This is a genomic window from Rufibacter ruber, assembly GCF_014138425.1.
Lineage (GTDB): Bacteria > Bacteroidota > Bacteroidia > Cytophagales > Hymenobacteraceae > Nibribacter > Nibribacter ruber_C.
The window spans coordinates 71,703-89,998 of record NZ_JACJIQ010000008.1; the positions used below are offsets into that span (position 1 = coordinate 71,703).

Annotated in this window: 13 protein-coding genes; 7 read left to right on the forward strand and 6 right to left on the reverse strand. The window is 50.6% G+C overall.

Annotated elements, in window-relative coordinates:
• Nucleotides 1-102: 102 nt before the first annotated feature.
• The 3 genes from FHS90_RS10965 to FHS90_RS10975 all read right to left on the reverse strand — a co-directional run bounded on the left by FHS90_RS10965 (nucleotide 103) and on the right by FHS90_RS10975 (nucleotide 2,647).
• Nucleotides 103-1,251, reverse strand: coding sequence for a ribonuclease D (locus tag FHS90_RS10965; protein WP_066834303.1), 1,149 nt, complete (start codon nucleotides 1,249-1,251; stop codon nucleotides 103-105).
• Nucleotides 1,252-1,318: 67 nt separating this feature from the next.
• Nucleotides 1,319-1,810, reverse strand: coding sequence for a GNAT family N-acetyltransferase (locus FHS90_RS10970; RefSeq protein ID WP_182513086.1), 492 nt, complete (start codon nucleotides 1,808-1,810; stop codon nucleotides 1,319-1,321).
• 129 nt (nucleotides 1,811-1,939) lie between these two features.
• Nucleotides 1,940-2,647, reverse strand: a complete 708-nt coding sequence (locus tag FHS90_RS10975) for an SIMPL domain-containing protein (RefSeq protein WP_182513087.1) — start codon at nucleotides 2,645-2,647, stop codon at nucleotides 1,940-1,942.
• A gap of 143 nt (nucleotides 2,648-2,790) precedes the next feature.
• Here FHS90_RS10975 and FHS90_RS10980 point away from each other — a divergent pair, with 143 nt between their 5' ends.
• From FHS90_RS10980 to FHS90_RS10990, 3 genes are all read left to right on the forward strand, one after another.
• On the forward strand, nucleotides 2,791-3,798 hold the full coding sequence (locus FHS90_RS10980) for a hypothetical protein (RefSeq protein ID WP_246386908.1): 1,008 nt from the start codon (nucleotides 2,791-2,793) through the stop codon (nucleotides 3,796-3,798).
• 1,227 nt (nucleotides 3,799-5,025) lie between these two features.
• Nucleotides 5,026-5,220, forward strand: a complete 195-nt coding sequence (locus tag FHS90_RS10985) for a hypothetical protein (protein WP_182513088.1) — start codon at nucleotides 5,026-5,028, stop codon at nucleotides 5,218-5,220.
• 27 nt (nucleotides 5,221-5,247) lie between these two features.
• Nucleotides 5,248-5,871 carry a PRC-barrel domain-containing protein gene (locus tag FHS90_RS10990; protein WP_082893561.1) on the forward strand — a complete coding sequence of 208 codons (624 nt, stop codon included), beginning with the start codon at nucleotides 5,248-5,250 and terminating at the stop codon, nucleotides 5,869-5,871.
• 111 nt (nucleotides 5,872-5,982) lie between these two features.
• Here the strand turns inward: FHS90_RS10990 and FHS90_RS10995 are convergent, their stop codons facing one another.
• Both FHS90_RS10995 and FHS90_RS11000 read right to left on the reverse strand, forming a co-directional pair.
• Entirely contained in the window at nucleotides 5,983-7,026 is a 1,044-nt protein-coding gene (locus tag FHS90_RS10995) for an MBL fold metallo-hydrolase (RefSeq protein WP_246386911.1), read from the reverse strand.
• Nucleotides 7,027-7,091: 65 nt separating this feature from the next.
• Entirely contained in the window at nucleotides 7,092-7,352 is a 261-nt protein-coding gene (locus FHS90_RS11000) for a hypothetical protein (RefSeq protein ID WP_182513089.1), read from the reverse strand.
• 263 nt (nucleotides 7,353-7,615) lie between these two features.
• Here FHS90_RS11000 and FHS90_RS11005 point away from each other — a divergent pair, with 263 nt between their 5' ends.
• Nucleotides 7,616-7,876, forward strand: a complete 261-nt coding sequence (locus tag FHS90_RS11005; protein ID WP_066834293.1) for a hypothetical protein — start codon at nucleotides 7,616-7,618, stop codon at nucleotides 7,874-7,876.
• Nucleotides 7,877-8,212: 336 nt separating this feature from the next.
• On the opposite strand, the gene FHS90_RS11010 is transcribed toward FHS90_RS11005, so the two are convergent.
• Nucleotides 8,213-11,644, reverse strand: a complete 3,432-nt coding sequence (locus tag FHS90_RS11010; RefSeq protein WP_182513090.1) for a BamA/TamA family outer membrane protein — start codon at nucleotides 11,642-11,644, stop codon at nucleotides 8,213-8,215.
• A gap of 2,185 nt (nucleotides 11,645-13,829) precedes the next feature.
• Here FHS90_RS11010 and FHS90_RS11015 point away from each other — a divergent pair.
• The 3 genes from FHS90_RS11015 (at nucleotide 13,830) to FHS90_RS11025 (ending at nucleotide 18,253) form a co-directional block, all read left to right on the forward strand.
• Entirely contained in the window at nucleotides 13,830-14,687 is an 858-nt protein-coding gene (locus FHS90_RS11015) for a TlpA family protein disulfide reductase (protein ID WP_182513091.1), read from the forward strand.
• Nucleotides 14,688-15,112: 425 nt separating this feature from the next.
• A complete protein-coding gene (locus tag FHS90_RS11020; protein WP_182513092.1) occupies nucleotides 15,113-16,606 on the forward strand; it encodes a TlpA family protein disulfide reductase in 1,494 nt (497 codons plus the stop codon).
• Between the two features lie 516 nt (nucleotides 16,607-17,122).
• Nucleotides 17,123-18,253, forward strand: coding sequence for a TlpA family protein disulfide reductase (locus FHS90_RS11025; protein ID WP_182513093.1), 1,131 nt, complete (start codon nucleotides 17,123-17,125; stop codon nucleotides 18,251-18,253).
• Nucleotides 18,254-18,296 lie beyond the last annotated feature (43 nt).

An 18,296-nucleotide genomic window follows, 5' to 3' on the forward strand; every position in this document is an offset into this window, starting at 1 on the left:
GTAGCTCTTAGAATCTTTCTAGATCCCGGCTGGTAAAACAAGCGCTAACGGTGATAAGTTTCTGTGGGGGAGGCTGCCTGGCGGGCAGGGTTCCTCTACTGGTTACAGATTGATCTTCATTTCCCGGGCCGTGGCCAGCACAATCTCCCGCGCGTACTTCTTGTGCATGACCAGCTCGCCGGTCTGGCTATACTGGGTGATGGTGCTTTGGTCTAAGAGCATAGGGGTGGCATATGCGCCGTACCGCTCTATCAATGTTTTCTGAACCGTACACAGAAGTTCTTTACGGGCCTCGGTCTCTGGGGTCTTCAGGCGAGGCGGGAACGGGTTAGGGGGCAGCCTGTGCGGGATTTTGCGTTTGTTGGCTTCCTGCACAGCGCCGTTGACAATACGTTGCAACGGGCCCTCATACCGGTCTTGCTGCAGGCGGCCGTGCACGCCCTTGGTATGGTACAGCCACTCATTGATACTCTGCTCAGGGTTGTTGAGCAGCTGCAGGAGCGCGTTGGTGTTAATGACCTGGCCGGCGGGCAGATTCCATTTCTGCGCCACCTCGTCCCTGAAGGCATAAATGGGTTTAAGAATAAACTGCTGGAACAGGGTGAGCCGCTGCGGAAACTTAATTTTCAGGTGCGGGTCTTCCTGCTCTGTATAGATGATGCTCTCCAGAAGTTTGTCCTCTTCCTCCAGCCACGCCATGCGGTCCAGTTCTTTGATCTTGCCTACCATGGCGGTTTTCAGCTCATGCAGGTACAGCACGTCCAGGGCGGCATATTCCAGCTGCTTTCTGGAAAGCGGCCGCTGGTTCCAGTTGCTCATCTGCTGGGACTTGTCCAGCTTGAGGCCCAGTTCCTCTTCCAGCAGGGTGCCCAGGGCGGCTTTGGAGTAATTCAGGATTTTGGCGGCCACGGCCGTGTCTACCAGATTCCTGACCTGGCAGCCCAGCATGCTCAGCAGCATGAGGTCATTATTGGCGTGGTGAAAAATCTTAGTGATGGCCGGGTTCTCCAGCACGTTCCACAGGGGCTGCAGGTCTTCCAGCGGAAACGGGTCAATCAAAAAGGTAGTCTTCCCGTCTGAGATCTGGATCAGGCAGAGGGTGAAGCCGTAGGTATAGTGATGTTGATCAAATTCAAGGTCTAAGGCAAGTTCAGGCTGTTGGCCTAAGTGGGCGGCGGCGGCTTGCAGCGCGTCGGCGGTCTGTACCACATGTACGGGTTTGCCTTCCAGGACAAATGCAGGTTCCTTCATACGTTTCAAAGGTATCCAAAAAAGAGGACATTTGCTTGACGTGTAACCGTGGCTCTGCGTTGCCGTTTTAGGGCTGTTTTCGAGAAAAGAGGTCAGAAACAGGTGTTTCCCTGCCTGGGGCCTGCTTCTGCTGCCAGGTAGAGTATTCCATTTCAAGTTTGACTTCGCCCTTGCCATACCGGCCCGCTTCCTTCCAGCCGGCTGCCTGGTAGAATCCGCGCGCTCTGGAGGCCGGGTCAGTGCTGAGCCACACCGTTTGCCGGGTTTGGGAAAAGTACCAGTCCAGCATGAGGGCGTGCAGTTTTCGGCCTACGCCCTTCTTCTCAAAGTCAGGGTCTACAAACAGAGCCCAGATGTTGTGCCCTTGCAGGTCTGCAATAGAAAAGCCCACCACTGTCCCGTTTACCAGGCACACCCAGCCTTTGCCGCGTTTTGTAAGATACTCTGCGCAGTCATGATCAGTGACCAGGGCGGGGTCAGACAAGATGTTCTCCTTCACCGCGTGCCGTACCCGCTGTATTCCCGGAATATCTGATAAGAGGGCTTCTCTGTAGCGCATGGGCTGGTGTGCAGCAAAGGGTATAAAGAAACCCTGTGGCTGCGTTTTTGGCCTAATTTCTGAAAAACAGCCTGAAAACGCAACCACAGGGCCCTTCGTGAACGCCAGAGTTTGCGCTGGCGCAGAAGCTTACTCCAGCACAAAGCTTACCTCTACCTGTGAGGTGATGGTCATCTCGCCTGCGGCAATGGTGCTGCCACCGGCATCCATGGCTCTTTCCTGCAGGGCCATCTTGCCATACAGGATGGGGCCTGGGGCGCTGGCGCCGCCTTCGTTGATCTGGTACACGCGGCCTACTTTGGCCCCTAACTCAGAAGCCAGCATGGTGGCTTTCTGTTTGGCCTCCTGCACTGCTTTCCGGCGGGCCTCCTCCTGGTGTTTCTTCAGGTTGCTGCTCTGGTAGCTGATGCCGTGTACCTGGTTGGCCCCGGCTTTGTAAAGCGCAGACATCACGTCATCATACTTGTTCAGTTTGTTCAGCGTCACTGAGATGGAGCGGGTGGCCAGGTAGAACTGCGGTTTGGTCTGTCCATACTCGCCGGTGTACATGGGCTGTATGGAGAGGTAGGCGGTCTGGATGTGCTTTTCCTCAACGCCGCTCTTTTTGAGGGCGCTGATGATGGCGGTGGTGCGCTGGTCTGCATTGCGGCGGGCGTCTTCTAAGGTTTGCTCGCGTACTTCTACACCAGCCACAAACTGGACCTGGTCTGGCTGCACCTTCACCTCACCCACGCCAGAGACACTCACCAGAGGGGGCAACTGGCCGGACTGGGCATGGCCGGTGAAAGAGAAGAAGGAAAGAAAGGCGGCTAAGGCAAGGGAAAGTACGGTTCTCATAGTTTTAAACGTTTAGTATTGCGTGGCAATTGCAAGTATTATGCCGAATTAATATTTGTGGTATAACGGAGGTAAGAGCCACCTGGTATGCGTGCCCGTATTTGCGTTGTATCTTTGCGGCTCGCAACATGCTTCCTTTTTTTATGCAGCAGCAAAACCTTACCCTGTTTGATCCCTTTGAGGGCATGCGCTTTGGCAACCGTATCTGTTTTCTGTGCGGCACCGGCATCTCTTTAGACCACCAGACGCCTGTCTTTCCGGCGTGGCTCATGGAGGAGTACGGGTTTGGGGAGCTGCCGCTCAGGCTGCTGGACCAGAGCGTGGTAGCGCACCAGGACCTCAAGATTCCCTGCTGCCCTCACTGCCAGGCCCACCATCTGGCACCGCTGGAAGAGAAGATGCGGCAGGCGGTGAAAGGGGGCGTGGCTGCTCTCCGGGAGCTGGATGAGCAACTGCTGTTCCAGTGGCTGGGCAAGATGTTCTACGGTACGCTCATCACTGAGCTCATCAAAGAGCAGGACCCGCTCATCAAGCCAGAATACGCGGTGAGCGAGCAACCCAAAATGCTGATGAAGTTTCAGGCGTTCTACCGTGTGCTGCAGTCGCTGCGGGTGCCCATGCAGTTTGCTGACTTTATTCCCTGTTCGCTGTTTATTGTGGAGGTAGACGCCAGCGCAGAGCCCTCCCGCTTTGAGTACCGTGATGAACTCTCTACCATGATGTTCAGCCTGCGCCTGGACAACGCCCTGATCATCTGCTGCCTGCTGGACAACGGCATCATTCAGCAGTCTATGCACCGCGTCTGGGCTGAAATTGAGCCCCGGGTGCTCCAGCCCATTCAAGCCGCCGAGTTCAGCGCCCGCGTGTTTTACTCCGGCTATCTGTTCAACGTGATCCCAGATTACCTGCTGCGCCCCGTAAAACCTACAGATGACCACGTGGTCATGGACTCCCTCATTGATGACATCACCAATGTGATCTTCAACCCCTGGGACAGCAGCGCCTATGCCAAAATGTTGGCCATGTACTGGGCCCGCTGGGGCATCACCGCCCAAGACATTCTCCGGGACCCGCAGGAACCTATGAGTATGTTGTTTTCCCCAGAAGGGGAGTTTATCCAGTTCCCCCAGATACCGGGTTTAGAGAAATAGCCTGGAAGGGATTCATTGCTGCTGAAGGGGTAATGCATAGTTCGCTGTTTCCCCCTGGCGGTGGCGGTTGGATGTAGTAGTGCCTAAGTGATAGACTTTTTTCAAAGACCCTGTGGTTGCAGTGGCAATGTGTAGTCTGCTGTTTCCCTTGGCTGCGGCAGGAATGCGTAGTCTGCTGTTCCCCTGGCTGTGCCGCTTGCTGCAGTGTCGTTATTTTAGGAATACGTGGTCTGCTGTTTACCTGGCTTTGGCGTTTGCTCCGGTGCCTCACCCACTGTGTTGTTTCATCTTTTCCGGTAAGCGCTCACGGCCGCGGGGCCCCGTCCTGGCGGTGAGCACTGCTGTTAAAACTAGGCCCTCCGGCCTTGCCGCCGGAGCGGCACCGTATTAACAGAGGCGCTCACCCCCAGGACTGGTTTGGGTTCCTCTCCTGCTACTTCCTTACTTGCTCTCTCTGTTTCAGTAGGTAACCGCTGCTGATCCGCTAGCCTGAGATGAGCCCGTGCTGCGCACATCAGTCAGAGCAGAAGGGTTGATTGATCATTGTTGCTTGCCAGTTGGTCTGGTTCAGGCGTTTCGGAGAATGGTAGAGACCAGGCACCGCCTTGTCTCCCACGCATATTTGATACTCCCCCTTTGAAGGGGGCGAAGGGGGATGTTTACACAGGAGGACACGCATGCCAGATCAATCCCCATGTCGGCACATATCGTTGAGCCCTGCCTAGCATCGCGCTCTTCCGGATTTGCAATCCGGAAGCTGGTACTCGGGGATTTGCAATCCCCGCGGCGGCACGTTTAATCTGCAGGGGCCGCGGATTGCAAATCCGGAGGTAGTAGGTCCAGAATGGCAAATCCCGGACAGCCGAGGACATGCATTGCAGATGCACGGTCACCCGCCACTTGCCCCGCGCAGGCCAGCTAACTCCCCTCCCGGGAGGGATAAGGGGAGGTTTACACGATTCTAAGTTGCTTTCCCAAACTAAGCCCCAATCTCATCGTGACTCAGAACCACTGCCAGGCCCTGTAGCGTCTAATGGCCCCGCAGGCGTCTTGTCTGCGCAGAAGAGCCTGTCAGCGGTTTCTGTTTTCGGGCTGTTTTTCAGAAAGTAGCTCCAAAACAGAGACCTCCTTATTTCCCGGTGCCGGCCTTCTTCTGTATAAACCTCTCATTTGTAGCTGCGTACTAACAACATTGGCCCTTGGCCTTGACCTAACCAAAATAAAACTATGGCTGAAATTAATGTTGAACCCAAAAAACGCTCGGGGTGGGCGTGGATTATAGTGGTGCTGGCCCTCATCCTGATAGGCTGGCTGCTGTACGTGTATGTGTTTCAGAACGCGCAGGGCGGTGACGCTGAAATGACCGGCGCCCCCACCAGCGGAATGATCTTGCCGCTGGTGCCTACTTTCCTCACCTTATAACCCTTTCCTTCACTAAACGCACCATACATGGCAACGCATAGAAACACCGGAGCGGCACGGCTGGCTCCCTTACATGATTTAACAGACTTCAAAGTAGCCAAACAGAACCTGGACGTGCGCGGCTGGGAAGTGATTGGCGCAAACGGCAAACGTATTGGCGTGGTAGATGACCTCATTGTAGACCGCGACCTCATGAAAGTGCGCTACCTGGACATTGACGTTGACAAGCACCTGCTGCTGCCAGACACTGACCTGCGGCACATTATTCTGCCCATTGGCGCCGCCCACCTGGACGCTGACAGTGACCAGGTGTTTGCGCCCAGCCTCACAGAGAGTGCGTTGGGGCAGTTCCCGTTTTACAGAGGCGGCGTGGTAGATTCTGACTATGAGTACCGGGTCATGCACGCCATTACCCAGCCGCAGGAAACCTATACGGCACCGTCTTCGGCTGAGCCCACAGACGAGTTCTATGGGCAGGACCATTTCAACGAGGACCGTTTCTACCAGAACCGGATGCAAAGCGGCGGTTTAGGGGCAAACCCTGTGCAGGAAGACATTGCCGCCATTGAGCGTTTGCGCCAGATGCTCAATGAAGGCACCATCACCCAAGAGGAGTTTGCCGCCTTAAAGCGGAAAGCCATAGGCTTCTGATAATTTTCTGTTTTGGGGCTGTTTTCCCAAAAACAGGCCCAAAACAGAAAGCCCTTAAAAGCGGAAGGCAGGCCATCATGGCCTGCCTTCCGCTTTTATAAGAGAACCCGCTCACGGGTAATTGTTGGTAGTACTGTTGGGGTCATGCGCCCTTACAGAAGAGTTTGTCTCCTCTGCCTGCGGCGAATGCGCATAACCAGGCCTGCTGGCGTAGCCGGGCCACGTTTTTTTAATGCGTGAATGGGTAGGGGATTTCCGTTTCTTGGTGAAGGCGTACGTGGCCAAGCCGGCTAATGCCACCAGGCCCGCTGTCGCCAATACCTTGGGAACGGTGTTGCTCACGTTGGGCGGCAGTTGTACAACGCCCGTCTTGTCTGTAATGGCCGGCTGCTTTACATAGCGCCCCTGGTGCGGAACCGCCAGCTGGTCAAACAACCGCGCCAGTTCGTCTAAGCCCTTGTGCAGAGCCTCGCCGCGCATGGGCAGCCCGTGCCCTGAAGCGGCCACCTCTGGCTGCAGATTAGCCAATTTCTGGACTGAATGCCGCGCGGCTATCCAGTCTGGGGTGAAGTAAGCGGGCGGGCCGCAGACTTCCTGCTTTTGGGTCAGCACCGCCAGCGCCGATTCTGGCTTACGGGTCACGAAGGCGTCTCCGGCAATCAGCACGCGGTCATGCTCCCTGAAGAAAGATACGTGCCCCGGGGCATGGCCGGGCGTTTCCAGCCACCGCCATTCAGGTAGAAAAGGGACTGAGCCGTCTGAGGGCAACAATTCCAGTCTTCCTCTGAACGTGATGGGCTTTTTGGGGTACATGAAGGAAAGGTAGGCCATGCCGCCGCCACCCACACTGGAGTCTGGCGGCGGATAGTTGGAGATGCCTGTCAGGTACGGGAACTCCAGACGGTGGGCAAACACCGGCACTTGCCAGTAGTCGGCCAAGGTCTGGAGGGCGCCCACGTGGTCAAAATGCCCGTGCGTGAGTAGTATGGCCTTAGGCGGATTGTTCTTCCCGAACTTTTCTTCGGCGGCCCTTCTGATTTTATCGGCAGAGCCGTACAGGCCGGCGTCAATCAAGACCCAGGAGTTATCTGGGTTCTCCACAAAGAACAGGTTCACAAAGACAATCTCCATGCCCATGACGCCGGGCGCTACCATAAAACAGGATTCCTGCTTTTGTTTTAGAACAGATGATAGGTGCTCTTGCATACGCTGGTCACAGATTAGCTATCCATGCGGCCAAACACACTCATCTCATCACCGTCATCATGGCGTGAGTTTTTGTCACCGTCTGTGGTTTTGCCCCCCTGGCCGCCTTGGCTGTTGCCGGGCTGCTGACCGCCCTGCTGAAAGCTGGCCTGGTCTTTGGCATTGGCGCCGGGCTCTTCTGGAGTTTGCTTCAAGTCACCCGCAGAGTATTTCCCGTTAGGCAACTTGTCTTTCTCATCATATTTATTGTCTGGGTCTTGCTTATCCTTTTCCATGATCTGGTATTTATTTAGGTGTAACAACATTGAATAAGCCAGTCATTCTGGCTCTTTGGTGTACGAGTAAAAAGGCAAGAGGGTGCTGTTGGGGCAGGTTAAATTCTGGCCAGGGGTTGCAAAGCTCAAATACAATGCTTATACTAGTCATGAAATCAAGGGGGTGGGCTGCCATGAATCTTGGCGAGGTTTTTGTGTAAAAGGAAGAACAGGAGTATGTACGGCCACCGGAATTTTTCTCACCAGATTACAGTTAAGAAGATATGGTAAATTTGATCTATCCACCCAGCTATATGGCAGTCTATGCCAAATGTATTGATGCTTCCCTGCCCGGTTTTGAGCCAGAAGAATGGATTGAGGAAGGTCATGTGTACACCGTAAAGCATTTCACAGAGCCCCTGAACCAGGAAGAGGGAATGGCGGTGACCATCATTGATGAGGAAGGCGAGGAGATTCACCCGTCGCCGTCTCACTGGAGCTTCTCCTCCAACCGGTTTGAACTGTTCTCTATTTTTCTGAATTAGCGTTTTCAGGCTGTTTTCAGAAAAACAGGTCAAAAACAGAAGGGCTAGCCGTGCGGCTAGCCCTTCTGTTTTTAATGGCCATCTTTGCAGGGGCCGCCTTCTATGGTCAGTCAGAAAGGCAGAATGCCTCAGGAGCTGGCAGATGCCAGGGAATGTTTTGCCGCGTGTGGGCTGCTTTCCCCTAAAGAAATGTCTGCCTTCTCCTTTGCTTTCTTTTAGGGGCCATCACCCATAAAAAAAGGAGGATGCCGTTTTGGGCCTGTTTTCAGAAAAACAGCCCCAAAACAGGAGTGGCTGGTGCATTGCACCAGCCACTCCTGTTTTTAAGGGTAACCGTTAGAAGAAGAAACCTGCTTTGATCAACGGCATTTGGTCTTCATCAGACGCGGTGTAGCCCACAGAGATCACCACCTGGTTCAGCGGCGACAGCCAGACGCCCCCGCCGTAGCCCCTGTGCCACTTGTTCGAGTTCTCCCCGTCTACCCACACCCGGCCCACATCATGGAACCCGAAGATGCCAATAGAGGCGGGAAACAGATAGGTGGTAAAGCTGAACAGCCGCAGACGCGCCTCTGTGTTGTTGTAAAAGCTGCTCTGGCCACTGAAACGGGTTCTTCTGAAGCCCCGCAGATTGGCCAGTCCGTCCAGGGTTTGGGCCTGGAAGAACTCAAAGTTGTCGCCAAAGGTGTGGCCGCCGCCAAAGCGGGTGGCCAGCGTGAGCTTGAACGGAATGCGTACCGTCTTGTAGAGTGACAGTTGCGAGTGCACGCGTGCCACATCTCTGGCGGTCTGGCTGGTTCCCCTCATGGCCTCACCGGCTACGCTCCAGAACATGCCGCGGTCAGGCAGGGCCACAGAGTTTCTGGAGTCCAGCACATATTCCAGCCGTACCCCCGCATAGGCCTTCTCTTGATAGTAGCCGGCCAACCGGTCTGACGTTTCCAGCTGGGTTGGCAGGAAGCGGCCCGGCGTGCGCTCTACGTTCACCGTCTGGAAGGCCGGCCCCACAAACAGCGTCTCATACTCGCCCAGTTTTCGGCCTACCAGCAGGTTGGCGTAGAATTGGGTGGAGCGGTAGCGGTAGTAGTCAATGTCAATGTCTGGGTTGTACAAGCTCTCATTGCTCAGCCCGAAGAAATTGTCTGAGAAGCCGGGGCTCTTCCAGTTCACGTTCACCTTCACGTCCAGCCCCAGCCGTACGCGGGTAAAGTGGGCGGCGTAGTCAATCAGGAACGAGTTGGTGGCAAAAGCGTAGCTGCCCACCAGCCGGTGCATCATGCCGTACGGCTCCTTCTGGAACGACTGGGTTTTGAGCAAAGCACCTGCCCCCAGCAGAAAGCCGTCATCACGGTTGAACTCAAACGAGCCCAGGGGGCCCAGATAATTGTACCGGAAGCTCTGGCGGTCATACTTGGCCGTGGGCCGAAGGCGGGTGTAGTCTCTGGCCTCTGGGCCCAGTTGCAGCTTGGCCCCGTTGCGTTGATCATACACGTAGGTCAGCCGGCGCAGGCCGTCTACAAAAGAAGAGTCAGTTATTTCATCTTGACCCTCACCGCCAATGAGCCGGAGCCTGATACCGTCTTCGGCTTTGCCGGTTACGTGCATGACGTCATCACCGCCCAGCCCGTACAGCCGTATCTCCCTGGTGTCTGGTGAAATGAAACGGCGCTGGTAGATCTGGTTCTCTGGCGTGAACGGTTGTTGTTTGTAGATGGAAACCAGGGTGGCGCCATCGGCTTGCCGCTCAACTTCAAAATAGTCTTTCTCATCTGTGCCCACCACGTCTACTTTCTGGGCCAGGAACTCATAGTAGTCTTCGGCATCCCGCTTAAGGTACGCACGGCGGGCTTTCAGGGTCTCCTCCAGTTGCTTGCCAGACTTCTGGTATATCTCTGGCGGAAGCTGGCGCACGGCCTGCTCTATGGCTTCATCTGTGAGGCTGCTGCGTACCGAGTCTGCCATGGCCAGCCATTGGGCGCGGTCAGGCTCCGTGAGGAAATAGCGGTCAAAATAGCGGTTGTTGAAGTTAAAGCCTTTGATATCACGCAGGCTCTCATCAAACCCCTGCACTTTGGGCAGCAACCACCGCCGGCTGGCAATGTTAGGAATGACGCCCTGGTTTACGAAGAATGCCTGGTCGCGGTCCCGCGGAACGGGTTTGTAGATCTTGCCCTTGCCTTCTTTTTTGAATTCGGCCCAGCGCCACTGGTCATCATGGCGGTCCCAGTCGGCAATGAAGAAGTCCAGCAGGCGGGCGCGCAGCACACTTAACTGATCTACTTCGTCATTCTGGTCTTCACGGGTGTTTTCCAGTACTTTGTCTGTGCCCACCACATTCTTAGAGTTCCCCATGCTGGCCATGTCAGACATGTCTTCATCTGGCCGTTCCTCAAACAACCCTATGGTATTGGCGAAGCCCTTGAGGTAGCGCCCAAAGCGCGGGTCATCTGGAATGATGAAGTATTGGGGGTTGGTATGGTACACACCCACCGCGTTGGCCAGCGGAGCGGCCACCAGTGCGCCGTACGGGTGAGACGCTGAGATCTGGTCTTTCACCACGTCGGCGGCAATGGTTTCGCGCAGAATGCGGGGCAGGGCCGCGTCTGGGTATTTCTCAACAGAGCGCAGCACGTACTGGCGGCCGGTGCTGTCTTCCAGCCGCAGAGACACGGTCTGGAAACCGCCGCCGCGCTGCACCACCTTGAGGCCGCCGTGCATGGTGCCAATGTCAAAGACGGGCAGGGAGACCGGCTGTTTCCACTCTGGGCGGTAGTTTTGGCCCATGAGCCACTGGTGAAAACCGCTGGCCTCATACACCTGGCTGGCGGGAAGCGCCGCCTTTTTGCCGGCGAAGCTCAGGTTCATGCGCTTGATGTTCTCTTCTACCTGCCTGAGGGTAGGCTTGCGCGAAAGCAATGCGCGGTGTACCACCTGGCCGGTAGTGCTGTTCACATCTGGTGCGCTCCAGATCTCCAGCCACGCCTCGCCGTTGGCGTAATACAGCACCTTGGCGAAGCCGGGCAAGTTCTGGGAAAACGCGGTAGTGGCGTCTTTGATGGGTTTTACATTGGAGGCCCTCAAGCCGGCCCCAATGAAGTGGATGCTGTCTCTGGTGAGGTGTTGCAGGGCGGGGGAGTTGCCTTCTGCATGCACCAGGCCGGGGTGCTGGGTATACATGTGCGCCAGCTGCCGGTGCATGAGGCGGTGCTCATACCCTTTCATCTTTGGGGAGACGCTCATGACCATTAACAGGTTCTTGTCTTCGTTGCTGCGCAAAATGTCATCCAGGGCGGCCAGGGTGGCCGTGCCGCCGGTAGTGGGGCAGCCCCGCTGCTCTTCTTCTTCATCTATGCGGCGGTTAGGAATGAGCCACTGCGTGTCCATGAGAATGAGGTGCACATCCTCATTGACGGCTACCTCAGCGGGGCCGGGGCAGTGGTTCTCTGGCAAGATAAGCTTCTCATTCTGCAGGTACTGGGCAATAAACCGTTCCTGGTTTCTGACTTCCTGTACCACCCGGCCTTTGGCGTCATGCTCGCCGGGCATGAGAATGATCTGGCCTTTGTACCCCTGCAGGTACGCCAACTGCTGCTGGAGCTGCGCCTCCTGGGTTTTGCGGTCAGACGCGGCAATGCCGGGCAGGGTAGCGGGTTGAAACGGGTTGCCTATAAACACCAGGGAGCTTTTCTCGCCGGCCTGCTTTAGCTGCGCCTGCAGCAGCGGCAAGGGGGCGGCGGCAGATTGCCCCGGCGACCAGCGGCCTGCCAAAAGTACTGTGTGGGAAGGGGAGCTGGCTGGCAGAGAAGGTAGCTGTGCCCAGCTTTCTGCTGTTGCTGCGAGCGAACAAGCTCCTATCAAAAGTAAGGTTACCCAGCGGGGTAAGAGTTGTTTCATATAGTAAGATGCTGATTAGCCTCTTCTTCTGTTTTAGGGCTGTTTTTGGAAAAGTAGGCCAAAAACAGCCGCTTGGTGAGCCAACGTAGAAGATGCAGGCGCGTTTGCCGCTGTTTACGCAGTTGGGGGTGATTTGGGTTGTTGTTTGGAAGAAGGAGTGTTAGGGGGAAGGAGGGAGTTGGGCATATTCTAGCTTTTGTTCATTTGCGGAAAAGAGGCAACAGGGCAAGGTTGAAACTTAGAAGCGCCCTGTGGTGCCAGTTTTCTTTAGAATTATCAGCTTGGTTTAGCGGGAATTATTTTAGGGGCCTGTTTCGCGTTTTTTCCTTTTTCTATGGTTATGAATTGTGGCTGACCCCGTCATGGCGCAAGGTGTGCTTGTGGCTTCGTTTTGGGGCTACTTTCGCAAAACCAGCCCTAAAACAGAAACTTACTAATCCTAAAGGCACAAGCGCATGCTTGCGCCATAGTCTTAGGGCATGTTTAAATTTGTCTTTTGTGCTGCAAACGGGTATCAAAAGAACCTGGCTTTGCTTTTTTTCCGCACCATAGCGGGGCGTATGCTGCTCAAAAAACGCTTCGCCAGAACCTTTCGCTCCCCGTATTCGCTTGCAAGATCAAAATGTAAACAAGCTCTTAATAAAAACTTTAAACAGCTTTTATTAAGGTAATAGTTTGTTAATGGTAATAGACTTGAAGAGAGGAGTGTAGTAGTGTCTTTTATCTACAGTTACATTTGCGAAGATTATTCCAGTATAAGTTAGAAATAAGATTATTTTCTTTCAATAAGTTAATAAAGTCAATATCTTAGGGAAGTAATAGCTTGGCCAAAGAACCAAGAGAATATCTATAAAAAATTTAAATTCAGATTACCAGAGTAAGAATAGATGTGCTATGGCGCAAAAAGGCTTAAAAAGCTCAGCTGTTCTTGTTGTTCTATAAATATCTAGAGGATACTTAACGAATTTAAAAAGCATCTGACCTACGTTATCAGGTATTGCCGCAATGGTGAAAATTAAATAAAACAGTTGTCTCTGCTCTCATTACCTATAGTAAATACATTATTTAGGCCACTGCCTACCCCAAGATTATATATAATACCCCTCCAGGCTTCTGTGTAAAGCCTGTGCCAAGAATTAGATGAACCACTTCTTAAGTCAGTGGAGATCACAATCTGCGGGGGCAACAAATAGTAAGGGAATTTATAGAGAATTTTATGAAAAATCTGCTGCTCCTTTTCTTCAACTTTAGCCCGCTGCATGCGCTCCCGCCTATTGTTTACTTGCTCAAATACAATAAACTCTCTCCTGACGTTATGGCTGTTGGTAATTCTGGAATGAATAGGGTAACCGGGAATAAGCTGCTGGGTTTAGATATTACAACTGTAGACGTAGCCTTTAACTCCAGAAACAGAAGGTGCTTTTACCCATATAGGAGCAAGCCGGTGAAAACTGCCTCAGTTTCCCTTTCGCTGCTTCTGTTTCTTTGGAGTCTTTTCTGCTGCGGTAATGCGCAGGGGCAGATTAAAGCAAGCCAATCCCCGTTGCCTGTAGTGCTTGATACAACCAGCGGTTATGCCCCCCTCACTACGGCTACATTAATTCTGAAGAAAAGAGGTAAAATGAAGCCTTTGCTCCAGTTCCATGATTACTTAGATAACCTTGTTTTATTAAGCAATGTTGGTGATAGCCTACAGATTTCTTTCCGCAACTTCCATGTATTATATAATACTGACAAAGGGAGTGCTCCTTTTATAGTCCTTCCAAATGATAGGATACAGGTGGGACTAGACAGTATGGGGTGGCTAGTGCTTGAGACAGGCATTCCTACTAGGGACGCTGAACTGAACCTGTTTACCTCTATGGTAAAAGCAGGCAAGGGGGATTTTACGGTTTCTTCGGTCTATAAGATAATGCAGGAGAAGTCCTTTGCAAAAAGAGATTCCATTCTGGAAGACAGGGTTAAAAAAGAACAAACTTTTTTTAAAGAATACTCAGCGAACCCCTTGCTTCGGCCTGAGGTGCAAAGCATAGCTAGGCAGTTCCTGCTTCACCATGATATGTTCGAAAAATTTCGGGTGGTTTCCAGTATGGGAGGGCCAGAGGGAGAATTGAAATCCTATTATGACCAATTGGCCAAGTACCTGCAAAGTCAGAACCGGTTCTCTTATTATTTTCCTCGCTTCAGGTTTGTTGCCGCCTCCTCTTTGAATTTGGGTTTTATCACTGCCTCTGCTATTAAGCGCAAGGACGCAGAGTGGGCCTCAGCTAAAGAATTCGAAACCAACCTAACTCTAGCAAAAAGCTTCTTTGACAGTTCCCTGATAGAGCCTGTGCAGTACCTGCTCCTTAAAAATCCAGGCAATCAAAAATTGGCCAACTATAAAGAGCAGCTTTTAGCGTATACCGCCCGCTACCCAGATACCGACTTCACAAGTCACCTGCAGGAGGAGCTGGCCTACCGGGAGTCCATCAACAAGAACTTTGCAGGGAACCAGCTGCTGGGGCAGAAGGACGCCACGATCCCCCTGGAGGAGCTGATGGCCAAGAAGCGGGGAAAGGTGCTGTACGTGGACTTCTGGGCCAGCTGGTGCGTTCCCTGCCTGGAGGAGATGCCCAAGTCCCTGGAACTGCAGGAGAAGTACAAGGGGCAGCCGGTGGAGTTCGTGTACCTGTCGGTGGACAAGAGCAGGGCGGCCTGGGAGAAGGGGCGGCAGCGGCACCCCAAGGCGCTGCAGACGGCCAACAGCTTCCTGCTGCTGCAGGAGTTCAGCTCCCCCTTCGCCCGGGGGCTGCGGCTGCAGGCCATCCCCCGCTACCTCCTCATTGACAAGGCAGGCAGGATCGTGAACGCCAACGCCCCCCGCCCCAGCGAGCCGGACCTGCTGGAGAAGGAGCTGGGTAAGCTGCTTAGGTAGAACAGCCGCCCCAGGGGCAGCTGAACCAGGTCCTTGCCCACCAAAGCGGTAAGCAAAAACTAACCAAATGTAAAATTGAAATTTTTTGCTGCTTTTTGATCTACAAAAGCAGACAACATTATGAATCTTTTGACTAAAAATGAATTGAAGATGATAGCAGGGGGTGGCCCAGGGGATACAGATACCTTGGAGCCTGGTGGAGGGTCTTGTGGGTGTCATGCGTTCTACGACAATAATGGCAAATTGCAACACTATGGTGCCGGGTCTTGTAGTACTGCAGGACATGAGCCTGCACCAGGTCAACATTGCCGTAGCTATGACTGCTCAACTGGAACTCTTTGCTAATTAAAGTCAAATAAAAATAAATGGAGTGGCTGTTTCTAATTTTTAAACAGCCACTTTTATCTCTAATTAACTTTCTAGATATGAAGATTTTTTCCTCGATTCTGCTAATGGCTCTAATGCTAATTACCAATTCGGTAGTTGCTCAAAACGTAAAAATAAAAATAATAGCCAATAACAATGATGCGCCTGTGCTCATGGGGGCAGATTGGCTTAACTTTCATTTGCAACGGGTAGAGTTTCTTGATTCCTGTGTAATAAAAGGGGGAGAAGGGTATTTAGAATTTGATTTGAAGCAACCGACTCATGTTAGAATATTAGAGCACTTTTTCTTTGTTCAACCAGGAGACTCAGTTCTTTTAAACCTTGATGTGGATTGGAGCAGCCATAAAGTTAGAGAAGTAAAAGCAGTCAAGGGTAAAAACAGTAGTAACTATATGTTTTCCTTTATTCTAGAGAAAGAGACGGATCAGAAGATGCCACATCATCAGGATTATAATGATTTAATGGAATATAAAGCAGAAAGGTTTAGGTACTGCCAGAATCAAATAAAATTTATAAGTAAACTGGCAAAGAAGTATCCTATAAGTGAAACATATTACAAGTTTCTAACAGATAAAAATTATTATGAATACGTTGCCGATTTGGCACAGCCGTTCAGAGATAGAAGAATAAATAGAAATGCCATCCGCAAGGAGTATTACAAAGAATATTTGCACATGAACTTTCATGATGAACAACTATTAGGTTTCAGTGCTTACGCTTCTTGTCTATGGAATTACCACTACTTTATTTTGGGTAACCCTGATTTGAAACCCTTTTCTTATGAGCATTTCTTAGATATCTATACCACTACTTTACAGTATTTTAAAGGTAAAATGCGAGATAATCAACTTCGAGATCTAATTGTTTACTACGCCAACATGTCTAACATGAAGTTTGATGATCGATTTGAGAAGCTATATGAACAAGCCTTATCTATAGTTGAAGATAAGGAGTTAAGGGATATTATTGAGTTTAATAATTTTTTTGGCAAGCCACAATATAAAGATGTTCCAGAGGCTTTAGCAAATGCCGTTTTTAAAACTGTTGATAATAAACAAGTCGCTTTTAAAGAAATTCTAAAAGCTAATATAGGTAAAGGAGTTTATTTAGATTTATGGGCTTCCTGGTGTGCTCCTTGTAAAGCAGAATTCAAATACAGCGAGCAGTTATATAATTTGTTGCATAAAAATGATGTTGCTTTGGTGTACTTATCTATTGACAGAGATGCCAATAAATGGGTAAAGGATGTTAACTTATATAAACAGCAAAATAATTATAGCTTCATAGCAACAGAGGAAACTAGAAAGATTTTAGAGGAGACCCTGCAAGTAACTAGTATCCCTAGATATCTCATCTTTGACAGACAGCATAAAATAGCTTATTCTAATGCTCCAAGGCCAAGTCAGATTACCCGTGTTGAGGGACTTTTAGATAAGCTTACGGCAAACAGTAAGAAGGTCAAACCAAACATTCAGTCCCCACCACCTATACAAGCGCCTCCTGCTAGCATAGGTGCTAATCATGGTAATTAGTGAGATTAAAGGCAGTAATAATAGCAATAATGATAATTATAATAATACTAACATCCCAAGTATTTTCTTGTATAATGATGACTGCTCAATAAAATCTTCATTTAGAGAATGAAACAGAGCTCTGCCCACCAAAGCGTTAAGCAAATACTATCCAAATGTAAAATTAAAAGTTTTTGCTGCTTTTTGATCTACAAAAGCAGACGTAAATATGAATTTATTATCTAGAAACGAATTGAATTCGATTAGAGGTGGAAGTATTGAGCCAGCATGTCCAAGTGGGGAAAGGTATTTTACTTGTACTGTATCAGGGCCATGTGGTTCTATTCAAGGTGGGTCATGTGGCACGACCTCGTAATATGCTGAGTCTAATGTAGCTTTGGCATTAGCTTTTCAAGGAACATGGGGGAGTGATTGCTTTAATGACGTTCATTTTTAAGTAATAAGACAAGTGAATTCTCCCAAGAGGATAATAGAACTCTTGGGAGAATAGTATGTTTTTAATAAAAATCTAACAATATGCTTCTTTATAAGAATTTAAGTCTGATAATAATATTTTGCTTTGCTTGTTTATTTAAAAGCAATACGCCAGTTGTGACTTTGATTGTGAAAGGCTCCCCGAAACAAGTGGTACGGCTTCAAAAAGTGAATGAGCAAGGTGAATATGAATTGACGGATTCTGCTTTTGTGGAGGGCAATATGACTGTTAAGTTACGAGGTGGTATGCAAGAAGGAGAGACTCCATATCTTATGCGTTTTAGCAAGTCAGGTACAAAGTACAATCGTCTTATTCTGTTAGATAGGGAGACCCCCACCATAACCATTGATTACACGAATAATAAGAAGACGGAAATTAAGGGTTCGGTTTTTACGGAAGAGTTAGTCGCTTATACAGATAAGTTTACGGAGCTCAGCAGTGAATATAATAGAAGGAAAGAAGAACTACTCCTTTCAGACTTTGAAAAATCGAGTCCTAATTATATCTCTTTGAAAAGTAATGCAGACGTAGTTTTGGAAGAGTTGCATAAATATGTTGCCTCAACAGCTATGGGGACAAAAAGTATGGTTATAGCTCAAAACGCCATGATGTGTACAGAACTAGCCATTGGTCAACCTCTCTCTACTGAACAATTAGCTCTTTTGAAGGATAGGTTTGGTAATAGGAAACTCTTTCTTGACTACCTTGTCTCATATCGGAACAAAAAAGAGATTTATGCCATGCCTGTCGCCTTTGTTGGGAAAAAACTGAATGACTTTGCTCGTAATAACCAAAATGGGGCACAAATCAGCAGCAAGAGCTTGCGTGGAAAGGTAGTGTTAATAGACTTTTGGGCGAGCTGGTGCAGACCCTGCAGGGAAGAGAGCCCTTATCTGGTGAAAGCAAGAAAGGACTATGCACCCAAAGGCTTCGAGATTCTAGCTGTCTCTATTGACGAGGATACAGAGAAATGGAAGAAAGCTATTATGAAGGACGGTACCGCGGACTTTGTTCATGTGATAGACACGCTGGCCTGGAAGAGCGATCTTGTAAAGCAATATGATATAAAAGGTATCCCTTTTAACTTGCTGGTCAATAAGGAGGGCACCATTGTAGCCCAAAATTTACGCGGGGAGGAGCTTCTTGAGAAGCTAAAAGAACTGATAAGGTAATGAGTGGGATGTACTAATTTCTTGGCCTTGTTCAAATTCTACA

What these genes read in the sequence shown, in the direction of transcription:
- FHS90_RS10965 (WP_066834303.1), bottom strand. Translation starts at nt 1,251, where the DNA reads ATGAAGGAACCTGCATTTGTCCTGGAAGGCAAACCCGTACATGTGGTA.
- FHS90_RS10970 (WP_182513086.1), bottom strand. Translation starts at nt 1,810, where the DNA reads ATGCGCTACAGAGAAGCCCTCTTATCAGATATTCCGGGAATACAGCGG.
- FHS90_RS10975 (WP_182513087.1), bottom strand. Translation starts at nt 2,647, where the DNA reads ATGAGAACCGTACTTTCCCTTGCCTTAGCCGCCTTTCTTTCCTTCTTC.
- FHS90_RS10980 (WP_246386908.1), top strand. Translation starts at nt 2,791, where the DNA reads ATGCAGCAGCAAAACCTTACCCTGTTTGATCCCTTTGAGGGCATGCGC.
- FHS90_RS10985 (WP_182513088.1), top strand. Translation starts at nt 5,026, where the DNA reads ATGGCTGAAATTAATGTTGAACCCAAAAAACGCTCGGGGTGGGCGTGG.
- FHS90_RS10990 (WP_082893561.1), top strand. Translation starts at nt 5,248, where the DNA reads ATGGCAACGCATAGAAACACCGGAGCGGCACGGCTGGCTCCCTTACAT.
- FHS90_RS10995 (WP_246386911.1), bottom strand. Translation starts at nt 7,026, where the DNA reads ATGGTAGCGCCCGGCGTCATGGGCATGGAGATTGTCTTTGTGAACCTG.
- FHS90_RS11000 (WP_182513089.1), bottom strand. Translation starts at nt 7,352, where the DNA reads ATGGAAAAGGATAAGCAAGACCCAGACAATAAATATGATGAGAAAGAC.
- FHS90_RS11005 (WP_066834293.1), top strand. Translation starts at nt 7,616, where the DNA reads ATGGTAAATTTGATCTATCCACCCAGCTATATGGCAGTCTATGCCAAA.
- FHS90_RS11015 (WP_182513091.1), top strand. Translation starts at nt 13,830, where the DNA reads ATGTTCGAAAAATTTCGGGTGGTTTCCAGTATGGGAGGGCCAGAGGGA.
- FHS90_RS11020 (WP_182513092.1), top strand. Translation starts at nt 15,113, where the DNA reads ATGAAGATTTTTTCCTCGATTCTGCTAATGGCTCTAATGCTAATTACC.
- FHS90_RS11025 (WP_182513093.1), top strand. Translation starts at nt 17,123, where the DNA reads ATGCTTCTTTATAAGAATTTAAGTCTGATAATAATATTTTGCTTTGCT.